This is a genomic window from Salinisphaera hydrothermalis C41B8, from assembly GCF_000732535.1.
GTDB classification, from domain to species: Bacteria; Pseudomonadota; Gammaproteobacteria; order Nevskiales; family Salinisphaeraceae; genus Salinisphaera; species Salinisphaera hydrothermalis.
Genome location: NZ_APNK01000016.1, coordinates 67,258 through 78,528, shown reverse-complemented (window position 1 = coordinate 78,528; position 11,271 = coordinate 67,258). Strand labels below are relative to the sequence as shown.

At 64.8% G+C, this 11,271-nt stretch carries 8 protein-coding genes, 4 tRNA genes and 1 pseudogene; 1 reads left to right on the top strand and 12 read right to left on the bottom strand.

The features are described from left to right. The 12 genes and pseudogenes from C41B8_RS21145 to C41B8_RS11465 form a co-directional block, all read right to left on the bottom strand. Positions 1–64, bottom strand: a pseudogene (locus C41B8_RS21145) (GTP-binding protein); the annotation flags it as partial. 104 nt (positions 65–168) lie between these two features. Next, a tRNA-Thr gene (locus C41B8_RS11515) sits at positions 169–243 on the bottom strand. Positions 244–279: 36 nt separating this feature from the next. Further along, positions 280–353: transfer RNA gene (locus C41B8_RS11510), tRNA-Gly, on the bottom strand. A 157-nt stretch (positions 354–510) separates the two neighbouring features. Further along, positions 511–595, bottom strand: a tRNA-Tyr gene (locus C41B8_RS11505). Positions 596–735: 140 nt separating this feature from the next. Continuing rightward, positions 736–1,548, bottom strand: coding sequence for a hypothetical protein (locus C41B8_RS11500; protein WP_051883433.1), 813 nt, complete (start codon positions 1,546–1,548; stop codon positions 736–738). Positions 1,549–1,892: 344 nt separating this feature from the next. Continuing rightward, on the bottom strand, positions 1,893–3,512 hold the full coding sequence (locus C41B8_RS11495; protein ID WP_051883432.1) for an APC family permease: 1,620 nt from the start codon (positions 3,510–3,512) through the stop codon (positions 1,893–1,895). Positions 3,513–3,788: 276 nt separating this feature from the next. Beyond that, positions 3,789–3,864: transfer RNA gene (locus tag C41B8_RS11490), tRNA-Thr, on the bottom strand. A 156-nt stretch (positions 3,865–4,020) separates the two neighbouring features. Beyond that, positions 4,021–5,022, bottom strand: coding sequence for a biotin--[acetyl-CoA-carboxylase] ligase (locus C41B8_RS11485; protein ID WP_051883431.1), 1,002 nt, complete (start codon positions 5,020–5,022; stop codon positions 4,021–4,023). Continuing rightward, positions 5,019–5,639: a glycerol-3-phosphate 1-O-acyltransferase PlsY gene (plsY, locus tag C41B8_RS11480; protein WP_037338114.1), complete on the bottom strand. Its 621-nt coding sequence runs from the start codon at positions 5,637–5,639 to the stop codon at positions 5,019–5,021. The genes C41B8_RS11485 and plsY overlap by 4 nt, the downstream gene beginning before the upstream one ends. A 4-nt stretch (positions 5,640–5,643) precedes the next feature. Further along, positions 5,644–7,503, bottom strand: coding sequence for an AMP-dependent synthetase/ligase (locus tag C41B8_RS11475; RefSeq protein ID WP_232226047.1), 1,860 nt, complete (start codon positions 7,501–7,503; stop codon positions 5,644–5,646). Then, a complete protein-coding gene (locus tag C41B8_RS11470) occupies positions 7,490–9,289 on the bottom strand; it encodes a M61 family metallopeptidase (protein ID WP_037338109.1) in 1,800 nt (599 codons plus the stop codon). The genes C41B8_RS11475 and C41B8_RS11470 overlap by 14 nt, the downstream gene beginning before the upstream one ends. Positions 9,290–9,371: 82 nt before the next feature. Next, entirely contained in the window at positions 9,372–10,031 is a 660-nt protein-coding gene (locus C41B8_RS11465; RefSeq protein ID WP_037338105.1) for an HAD-IB family hydrolase, read from the bottom strand. A gap of 133 nt (positions 10,032–10,164) precedes the next feature. Between C41B8_RS11465 and murB the strand changes: the two genes are divergently transcribed. Next, positions 10,165–11,154 carry a UDP-N-acetylmuramate dehydrogenase gene (gene murB / locus C41B8_RS11460; protein WP_037338102.1) on the top strand — a complete coding sequence of 330 codons (990 nt, stop codon included), beginning with the start codon at positions 10,165–10,167 and terminating at the stop codon, positions 11,152–11,154. Positions 11,155–11,271 lie beyond the last annotated feature (117 nt).

The window sequence follows — 11,271 nt, the reverse complement described above, 5'->3', positions numbered from 1 at the left end:
CCACGTGACCAATCGTGCCGACGTTGACGTGCGGCTTGCTACGCTCGAATTTTGATTTGGACATTGCCTCGCCTTTCGCCGTTGGGCCTGCGTATACCAACCGAAACGCGCACGACCTGGGTCGGCGTCCCGGCAACCGAAACGCGGGCGATGCACACCCGCTAGATTTGGAGCCCATGACCGGAGTTGAACCGGTGACCTCATCCTTACCAAGGATGTGCTCTACCTCTGAGCTACATGGGCTAAGCAAATTGTCACCCAGGGCGCCGCATTGCGACCTGGAGCGGGCGACCGGAATCGAACCGGCATCATCAGCTTGGAAGGCTGAGGTTCTACCGTTGAACTACGCCCGCATGCTCAACGCCGACAAACTCTCGCCAATCGCCGCTCGCAATGCAAGCCCGACGATTCGGCGTTGGCTCGATCCGATGCAATCGAAGCCGACAGAGCCGGCTTCGATGCTGAAAGCGCCGAAACCGCAACGCGGATCCGGAGCCCGAATTGTGCGTCTGGTGGAGGGAGGAGGATTCGAACCTCCGAAGGCTGAGCCGACAGATTTACAGTCTGTTCCCTTTGACCGCTTGGGTATCCCTCCACGCGAGCCGCGCATTGTTGTGAATCCGGGAGCGCTTGTCAACCATCGATTTCATCGACGCCCGCACGGCGAGCGCGGCGACCCCACGAACGCGCGACGGGCGCTGAACACACCCGCACGCTGCGTCGATCCAGGCCCGGCTAGTAGTAGATGTTGAGCGCTGCCTGCGGCGTGACCGCGTCGCCCGTGTTGCGCCCGGCCACCACGACGTCGGCACCGACAATAACGCCGTAATGACTGTTCCAGTTGTATTCCATGGCGGGCGCCACATCGATGGCCTCGCTCGGCTTGGAATTGGAGCTGACCGTCGTGACCAACCCGTTACTGGCCTGCGTACCCCGCACCGAAGCCCCGTCGGAGTGGCTGTAGACGATGTCCACAGCCGGCGCCCAGTGGCGGGTCATGCTGTATTCGAACGCCAGATCGGCGCTGAACGTATTACCGGCATCGATCCGGCCGTTGAATCCGGAGCCGGTCCCGTAGACGCTCACGCCTTGGACCGACGCCTTGTCGTCCGGGATCGTATAGGTCAGATCGAGTCGTGAGCGCAGGATACGACCGTTCGGCATCCAGAAATAATCTTGGGTGAACAAGCCGAATGTGCTGGTGAACAAACCGCTACCCAACCCGTCGGCGGGATGATTGCCAAGCCCGTCGTACTTACCGGTCGGAAAGACCTGCGAATAAGCCAGTGCCGTGGTCGGCAGCCAGCTGCCTTCCTTGAACGCATGGATCATGTACTGGAAGCGCAGCTTGGTATCGCCGAGCTGAACGCCCTGGCTGTCCGGCCCGTTTTCGACCACGTTGTAGCCAAACTGCGGCAGGAGCGCGACCAGCAGGCGGTCGGTCAAGCCGTATTCGAGCAGCGACACCGATCGCAGCGCATGCGTGTTGGGGGTTTTGCGACTGTTCCAGTTGTTGTCGTAATGGCCGTGCTGTATTGAATCCAGCACATACGGCTCGATGTCCCAGTGCCCCTCCGGCAGCGACGTGGCATTGGGGCCACCAGCGGCCCCGTGAACAGCGCTTCGTCAAGCGACTGCCGGGTCGCACCGGCGGCAGCCGATGCGATGCCGATCTGTCCGACCAGCATGGCCATACCCACGCCGGCCGCTGCGAAATAATTGGTTCTCCGCGACATAACCCCACCTCTTCCCTTGGTGTCGTATTTTTTACAGAAAGACAAAGCGGCGCCTGGGGCGCCGCTTTGCAATCAGGCCGGATGCGGTTCGTACCGGCCTGACGTAACCGCCGTCGCCCCCATCAGGACACAACGGCCTGGTACGCCTCGACGCAGCTACGGCAGCGACGGCGCGTTTTCACCGGCATCATCCTCTTTCAGGATCTTCTCGATCGCCCGCTCGGTCTCCGCCGGCGACAGAGTCGTCTTGTAGGCGATCCAGAGCACCACCAGGCTCCACAGCGCGCTCAGCACCAGTTCGGGCACGAACGCCAGCACCCCGAGGCCGCCCCCGATGCCGCCGAGCGCAGACAGCACCCACATGCCGCCGAACCACGGCAGCAGCCACGAGATATAACGCCAACCGAACTCTTCGGCCGGCATGCGCGCCACCAGGTGGTAGTACAGCGCATAGATCACGAAACCGACACTGATCAGAATGAACAACACCGAGTTGGTATAGAAACCCGCCCAGTAGATGATCCAGTTACTCAGAATGAACGTGATCGGCGCGAGCACGTTGGCGCCGGCCAGCTTGAACGGACGCTCCGCGTTCGGCGCATTACGCCGCAGGCACAACAGCACCACCGGACCGATGCCGTAGGTCAACACCGTGATCGAGGTGATGTACTCCACCATCTTCTGCCAGGCCGGGAACGGCAGCAGGAACAGACAGCCCACGATCCACATCACGAGCACGCCCATCCAGGGCACACCCTGCGAGCTCAGCTTGGCCAGACCCTTGGGCCCGGTATCGAGCTGGCCGTTCGCCATCAGGATGCGCGAACCGCCGGTGAGATAGATCAGCCCGGTGCCGCCGGGCGAGACGTACGCATCCACATACAGAATTGCTGCCAGCCAGGTCATGCCCAGCCCGGCAGCCAGACCCGCGAACGGGCCCAGGTCACCGGCAAACGACAACGTCGACCAGCCACCGGACAGCTGGCTCGGCGCCAGCGCCATGATGAAGGCGATCTGCAGGCCGACATAGACCACACTGGCGAGTACCACCGAGCCGATGACGGCGAACGGCATGTTGCGGTGCGGATTGCTGCTTTCGCCAGCCAGCTCGATGGCGGTACGGAAACCGAGAAAGCTGAACACAATGCCGGCTGCGGGCAGCGCGGTGAAGATGCCGGACATCTTATAGGTGCCGGGAGCGGCGTGCATGTTCTCCGGATGCCAGGCAACCACGATCAGCCCGACTACCGTCGCCAGCGGCACGAAGATCTTCCACCAGGTAATGGCCGAATTCAGCTGCAGCAACTTGCGAATCGCCAGCAGGTTGAGCAGCGCAAATATCCCCAGCAGCACCACCGATACGAAGAAACCAACGACCGTCAGTACGCCGCTGCTGGGATTGACCAGAAACGGCAAATAGTTATTGGCGTACGTGACGACCGCTTCGGCCTCGACCGCCGGCACGGCGACATAAGCCAGGAAGAGCATCCAGCTCCAGATCCGACCAAGCCCGTCGCCGTGGCTGGCATGACTGATATGCACAAGCGCGCCACTGCGCGGAAACATGGTCGCCAGTTCGGCGAAACAGAACGCCAGCATCATGATGATGACAGCGCCGATGACCCAGCTGAGGATGCTCCAGGGCCCGGCCAGCTTGGCCGCATGGTAGGCACCGAACAGCCATCCCGAACCGATCATGCTGGTCGTACTGGCAAACAGCAGCCCGATGGGTCCGGCGTGTCGCTTCAGCGACCCACCCGATTGAGACGAGGCCATGATGTGTTCCCCCTTTTTTGAATCTGCGTGTGTTGGTTCAGACATCGAATCAGCGCTCGTCGAACGGACGACGACGCGTCGGCGGACCGCCGATTGAGTATGAGTTCGCGAAAATCGCGCCAACCCGAACCGGGGATCGACCGCCACGCACGCATCGCCTGTCACGACAACGCATCCCTGACGGAACGGGGCCGCGCGCCGGATCGCACGCGGTCCACGTAACCCTCGAATAATGCACTAAAACCGAGCATTACACGAGTGTGACAAGCGAGGAGATGGAGCCCGCGACCGGAGTCGAACCGATGACCTGCTGTTTACAAGACAGCTGCTCTACCAGCTGAGCTACGCGGGCAAAAAAGGCAGGGAGCGCTTATTGTGACGGCTCACGGCGCGGTTGGCTACCCACAGCACTACGGACGCTCGCCCGCGGCCGGGACACGCTCCGGAACAGGATGGCCGCGTTGGCGTCGATCTAGTTCTTTGGTCGCAGCACCCGCTCGGCACCGTTTCAGGCCGCCGACAAGCGCAGACTGATATCGCCGGCGTAGACGGCGCGCCGATGACCGTCGATTTCGACAAGCAGGCTGCCGTCCTCGGCGATACCACGGGCCATCGCCGGTGTTCGCCGGTCGTTTTCGATCAGATCCACGGGTTGGCCGGCCACGCGATCATAGCGCGACCAGCGCGACACAAACGGGGCGAACCCGCCGCGCTCGAACTCGCACAGCGCCGACAACACGGCATCGAGACAACGCCCGGCCACGCGGCTGCGGGAGACCGGACGCGGCATATGGTCGATCAGCCGAGTCCAGGGCTGATCGATCGAACTCGCGTCGGTCTTCGGCATGGCAATATTCACGCCGACGCCCACAATCAGGCGCGCAGCGCCGCCGATCTCGCCTCGGGCTTCGGTGAGAATGCCGCCCACCTTGTCGCGACCGATCCAAAGATCGTTGGGCCACTTCAGCCCGATCCCGGCCACCCCCAGATCGTCCAGCGCCTCGGCCATCGCGACGCCGACGGCGAGACTAACCGTCGCGACCGGCGCACGCGGCAGGATCAGGTCGCGCCCGACCGATAGATACAGATTGGCCGCAAACGGCGATATCCACGCACGCCCGGCGCGCCCACGCCCTGCCGTCTGACGCTCGGCCAGACAGGCCCGGGTCGCACCGTCGCGATAGCCGGCCAGTACGTTGTTGGTCGAATCGACGCTCTGGCGCAAGATCACTTGATCGAGCATGTCGCGATGCGCGGGCGACAGTTCGGCGCGCAGGGCGCGGGCATCAAGCAGGTCGATCGCGCCGGACAAGCGATAGCCCTTGCCGGAGACCGCATACACATCGAGCCCCGCTCGGCGCAGACGCGCGATACGCGCCGAGATGGCGGATCGCGTGACACCCAGACGCGACGCCAACGCGGGCCCCGAAACCCAATCGCCGCCAGCCAGTGCCGCGACCAGCGGATCCGCGGTTTCGACGTCGTCGCCCCCGGCCGGGACGTTACTCATCGCCGGCGCCAGATACGGGCGCGCTCGAACCGATTCTCGTTGCCAGCGCGCATCCGCGCGATATTGCTGCGATGCGTGTAGATGATGAGCAGGCTCGCCACGATCACGAATACATGCCCGGCGAGTGGCACCGAAGGCACAAAGAAACTGGCGAGGGCGACGCCGAGCATGCCGAGGATCGTAGCCAGGCCGACGAAGCCCGAGGCCACCAGCACCGCCACCCAGACCGCAGCCCCGAACACCAGCGAGCCCGGCAGCAACACCGCCAGTACGCCGATGCAGGTCGCCGCGCCTTTGCCGCCGCGGAATTCGTAGAACACGGGATAGATATGGCCGAGGATCGCCATGATGCCGCAGACGAACGGCCACGGCCCCAGCGTATGCAAGAGAATCGGCACGAAGCCCGCCGCCACCGCGCCCTTGACCATGTCGAAGACAAGTACGGCCAGACCGTAGGCCCGTCCGCCGGCACGCAGAGCGTTGGTCGCCCCGGCGTTACCGCTGCCGCTGGAACGCAGATCGCCTTGATCGAACAACGGCCCGAGCAGCAGGCTGCCGGACAGCGAACCAATGACGTAGGCCGCGATCACGGCCACGATGATCAAAATCAGATGCATGGGATCACCCCAGATTCGTGTTCTGCGACACGTCGCTTTTCTCCCCGGCGGCGCGGCGGCCGTAAAGCCGGTCGATCTCGCGAGCATAACAGCGCGCCACGCGGCGGCGGCGAATCTTGTCCGTGCCCGAGATCAGGCCATTGTCCTCGGTCCAGCGATCGGTGGTCACGGCCACCCGCCGGATCTGGGCGTGGGCCGGGAAACCGGTGGTGAGTTTCGACAAGCGATCGATGAAGTAATTCTCCAGCCGGGAGCTGTGCAGGCTCGCCGCCACCCCCGGATCGAGCCCGAGCCGTCGCATGATCGGCACCAGCCGATGCGCCGGACAGCTCACCACGGCCGCCAGCACCGGCCTCGCCTCGCCGACCACGATCGCGCGGGCGATCAACGGGTCCAGGCGCAGCGTCTCCTCGATCGGCTCGGGCGAGGCTTTCTCGCCCGACGTCATGACGATGACCTCTTTCATGCGGCCGGTGAGATAAAGCCGCTTCTTGTCCAGACGGCTGACCTTGTCGCCGGTATGTAGCCAGCCGCCCGCAGCCAGCACGCGCGCCGTGGCCTCGTCGTCGTTCCAGTAGCCGCGCATCACGCCGGGCGAGCGCACCAGCAGCTCGTTGTCCGGGCCGATCTTGGTGGCCACACCGTCGATGACCAGCCCGACGCTGTCGAGTTCGTTGTCGTCGGCCCGATTGACGCTGACCACCGGGCCGGCCTCGGTGAGACCGTAGCCCTGCAAAATCGGCAGTCCCAACCCAACCAGCGTGCGCGCGACCGGGTACGGCAGCGCCGCCGCGCCGGATACGGCCAGCTGCATCTGAGCACCGAACAGGCGCAGACAACGTCGCGCCACGAAATAACGCAGCGCCGGCCAGAGCAAGTGCGAGGGATGAAACCGGGCCCGTCCCTGTTCGCGTTCGAACACGGCCTCGCCGATGTTGATGGTGGTTACGATCAGCCGGCGCACCCACCGAGGGCGGCGTGCCATCCAACGCGTCAGCTCGACATAGAAACGCTCGTATACACGCGGCACGCCGATGAGCGTGGTCACGGGTTCACGCGCCAACGTCAGCCCCAGAAACCGTGGATGACGACAGAACACGATGCGCGCGCCGACGATCATCGCGCGATAGGCATCGACCACGCGCTCGTAGCTGTGGGCCAGCGGTACGTAGGACAACGCACATTCCGAGGCCACCGCCGGCAGCGCATCCGCCACGCTCTGGGCGTTGAACAACAGATTGGCATGGGTCAGCATCGCGCCGCGCGCCCGGCCCTGTGAGCCGGAGGTATAGATCAGGCTCGCCAGATCGTCCGGGGCCGGTGGTTCGACGCGCGGATCGGGGCTATCACGCACGGCCGCTAGCGCGTCGTCGGCGGATCGCAGGCGGGCATCGCCGGCGTGCTCGCCGGTAAACACGAACGCGTGGATCAATGCCTCGCAGGGATGCTGCTCGAAGATGCGCCGTACCCAGCGCGACTTCACCGCCACGATCACCCGGGCACCGCTATCGGATACCAGATGCGCGTTGCTCGCCGGCGTATCGGCACAGAACAAACCCACCGTCACCGCGCCCAGGCTCATCGCGGCCTGATCCACGCACAGCCACTCCGGCGAGTTGCGCAGCATGATGGCCACCCGATCGCCACGGCCGACGCCGTGGGCGTGCAGCACGCGACGCCAGGCGGCCACACGTTCGGCCGCCTGGCGCCACGTCAGGTTGCGCCACACATGCGTGCGCGGCGAATAGAACCGATAAGCGATCGCCTCCGGCGAAGCCGCCACGCGTGCGTCGAACATCTCGCATAGCGTGGTCGGGCCGGCCCGATCCAGCCAGTGCGGCGGCCGCGCCTTAGTGGTCGCCACGCTCACGATGCAGCCAGGCCGCCCGACGGGCATGCGCGGCCTCGTCAGCGGTCGTATCGATCGATAGATGCCATTCCGGCGCGGCATCGCCGGCCAGCCGCATCTCGCGTACCAGCAACTGATCGCCCCGGAACAGATGCACGCGCAACGACGCGCCGGCCGGATAGCGGGCCAGCTGACGCGCCAGTTCACGCCCGACCTCGATGCCATCGAACGCGATCATGCGATCGCCCGCTGTGATGCCGGCCGCCTGCGCGGGCCCGTCGTCGAGCACGTGGGTAACGCGTGCCGGCCCGGCCCCGTCCGACAGGATCAGCCCCATGCGGCCGCGTACGATCGACGCATCGTCGGACGCCGGCTCGGCCAGCGCGCGAATGCCGAAATCGCCAAGGTAGTCCGCCCAGGGCGCGTCCGCGGTCGTCTCGAGATGAAAATCGAAGAATTCGGCCAGATCCAGACCGGACACTTCAGCCGCGAGCTCGGCCAGCGCGTTCTCCGGCACCGGCGTCTCAGTGCGCCCGTAACGCTGCCAGGCCGCCTGCATGACCGTGTCCAGCGAAACCCGGCCCTCGGTTTCCAGCCGCAGTTTCAGGTCCAGCCCGAGTGCCAGCTGGGCGCCCTTGCCGTAATAGCTGACCACCGCGTTGGGCGTGTTCTCGTCCGGCTTGTAGAACTTCAGCCAGGCATCGAACGAGGATTGCGCCAGACTCTGCAGATGCCGGCCGGGCGTGCGCTCGATACGGGTGGCGAGTTTCGCCAGCCGGTCGAGGTAGCCCTGCTCGTTGATCACACCCGCGCGGACCAGGCCAAGGTCGTCGTAGTAGGACGTCACGCCCTCGTAGGCCCAGAGATCCCGGAAATAGGCTTCGCCGGTAAGGTCGGATTCGGCGACCGCGGCCGGCCGGATACGCTTGACGTTCCAGAGGTGGAAATACTCGTGACTCGCCAGACCCAGAAGATCCTCGTACGACGCATCGCGCTTACCCGTGGACGCCACGCGTGCGGCGCTCGGCAAGGCATTGCGCGGCACCTGCAGCACGCTGGATTCGCGATGTTCGAGCCCGCCGAAACCACTGTCGGCTACCTGGGCAAGAAACAGATAGCGCGTGGCGGGCAGCTCGTCGAACACGTCGGCCTGGGCATTGCAGATCGCCGCCAGGTCGATCGCCAGCTGACGCGTATCGGCATCGTGGGCGCCCAGCAGCACGAAGGCATGCTCGATTCCACGCACGCGATAGGGCACGGTTTCGATCGCTTCGCCCATGGCCACCGGCTGATCGATCAGGTCCCAGTAATCGTCGGCGCGATATTCACCGAAGCCGCGCTCATCGACGTCGACCGCCGCCAGCGTGGTCACCAGCGACCAACCGGCCACGCTCTGCGGCGCGACGAGATCCACCCTGACCTCGGCCTTGTCGCGGCCGGCCGGGCGCAGTGCCAGCGAGGTGAAATTGAAAAACCCGCGCATGTCGTCGAGAAACGCCGCGCGCACGGAGGCGTCCCGGGCATAGAATTCACAGGTCACGCAAACCCGCTCGGCCACATCGCCCAGCTGCCAACTGGACCGATCGAGCGCCTGCATCGGGATAACCTGGCCGGTGGCTTCGTCGACCGCTTCGATGCTCAGCAGATGCCGGGCGAAATCGCGCACGAGATAACTGCCGGGAATCCAGGTCGGCAGGTGCAAAGTGAGCGGATCATGGCCGGCCGCGTCCAGTCGTAGCTCGACTCGAAAACGATGGGCCGCCGGATCGACCGGCGTGACGGTGTAGTGCAGTGTCGACATGCTGGGTATCGGGCGCCTCCCCGGCCGGCGCTTCAGACAACGCCGCTAGTGTACGGACTCGGGGCGCGCCTGCCCACGCGGCTCACCAACGCACCACTTCGAGCCCCAGCCCGCCGACCTGATGAAACAGTCGCTTGGATGGACACACCGCCACGCCGTGCTCGGCCCACGACAGCAACGGCAGATCGGCATGCGAATCGGAATAGGCCGCCACTCCGACGCCGTCTTCGGGCATGTCGGGCAACGCCTTGACGCGCCGCAGCTTCTCCTCGTCGCGGCAGTTTTCGCCGTCCATGCCGACCAGCCGGCCGCGACTGTTCCAGGCCGAGCGCGTCGCCAGTACTTCCTCGATGCCGAGTTTCTCGGCGATGCGCTCGACGTAGATATCGAAACTGGCCGAAGCCAGAATCACCCGCACCCCCTGGCGCTGATAGGTTCGCAGCTGTACCAACCCCTGTTCGCGCATCGCTTCATCGAGCAGATCGTCGACAAAGCGTTCGGTCCACTCGGCGACGCGGGCGCGCGGCTCACCGCCGATGAAGGCGCGCAGCATCTCGGTCTTGAGCCAGGTCCGATCGCCCCAGCGCCAGAACTTGAGCAGTGCGACCGGCAGTTTCCATAACAACAGACTGCGGCGCTTCCGGTGATGGCGCAGATAACCCACAATGAACGGGAGAAACGTATCGTATTCGGTGAGCGTGACGTCTAGATCGAATACGACGATGCGCGGCGAAAATGACAATGCGGCGCTCGCTGGTTGAAAGCCTCTGACGACAGCTTAGCCCATTGCGCGCATTCCCCGATGTATCGAGGCATCTTGCAAAGGGCGGTCACAGTCCCGACCATCGGCGCATTGTCTATTGCTTGTAAGCTCCATGCGCAGCCCCCGCTCCCCCAGCCCCGCCCAGCGCCGCCGGCTTGCCGCGCGGCTTGGCCCCGGCCTGCGCCATGACGTACCGCTGGCCGAGAGGACCAGCTTTGGCATCGGGGGGCCGGCCGCATTGTATTTCGAGGCCACCACACCGGAGGCATTAGCCACGGCGGTACGCGTCGCGCGTGAAGAAGATGTGGATTTTTTCCTGCTCGGCTCGGGCGCCAACATCCTGATCGGCGATCGTGGCTTCTCCGGGCTGGTGATCGCCAACCAAGCGCGCTCGTTGACCGTCAAGGGCACGCGCGTGTTCGCCGCCAGCGGCGCGCTGATCTATCCGGACGTCATCGATGCCGCGGTCGGCCACAGTCTGTCCGGGCTGGAACATTACGTCGGCATTCCGTCGACGGTCGGCGGCGCGCTCTGGCAGAACCTGCACTTCCTGTCGCCGGCGCCCGAACGCGAGCGCACCATGTTCATCGGCGAAGTGCTGGAGTCGGCCGACATCCTCACCGCCGACAACGAACGTCGTATCGTGGACGTCGATTATTTCGAATTCGGCTACGACCAGTCGGTGCTGCATCAACGCGACGATATCGTTCTCTCGGCCACTTTCGAACTGGAACCGGCCAACGGCGAAGCCCTGGCGCGGGTCATGGAAGAAAATCTGCGCTGGCGCGGCGAACGGCATCCGCCGCTGGATACCGAGCCCTCAGCCGGGTCGATCTTCCGCAAGATCGACGGTATCGGCGCCGGCCGCCTGATCGACGAAGCCGGGCTCAAGGGCTTCACCTGGGGCGGCGCACAAATCTCGCCGCGCCACGCCAATATCATCGTCAACCGTGGCGGCGCCACAGCGGCCGACGTGTGCGCCCTGATCATGCATACGCAGAAGACTGTCGAAGCCGCCACCGGCTACTGGCTGACGCCCGAGATCTCTTTCGTCGGCGACTTCGCCCCGGTCAAGCGGGTTCGCCAGTCGGCCACCGGGTAACCGAATCGTCACGGCGGCGTCACCGAATCGTCATCCGCGCCGCCTATCGTTTGATCGTGCCGGCTCCGCACCGGCGACGCTACAAAAAACCCGCATCTCGCTTGATACCGGTTTCGG

Excerpts from the sequence above, each read along its gene's own strand:
- C41B8_RS11470 (WP_037338109.1), bottom strand. The coding sequence starts at position 9,289 with ATGTCGACACTGCACTACACCGTCACGCCGGTCGATCCGGCGGCCCAT.
- C41B8_RS11495 (WP_051883432.1), bottom strand. The coding sequence starts at position 3,512 with ATGGCCTCGTCTCAATCGGGTGGGTCGCTGAAGCGACACGCCGGACCC.
- murB (WP_037338102.1), top strand. The coding sequence starts at position 10,165 with ATGCGCAGCCCCCGCTCCCCCAGCCCCGCCCAGCGCCGCCGGCTTGCC.
- plsY (WP_037338114.1), bottom strand. The coding sequence starts at position 5,639 with ATGCATCTGATTTTGATCATCGTGGCCGTGATCGCGGCCTACGTCATT.
- C41B8_RS11485 (WP_051883431.1), bottom strand. The coding sequence starts at position 5,022 with ATGAGTAACGTCCCGGCCGGGGGCGACGACGTCGAAACCGCGGATCCG.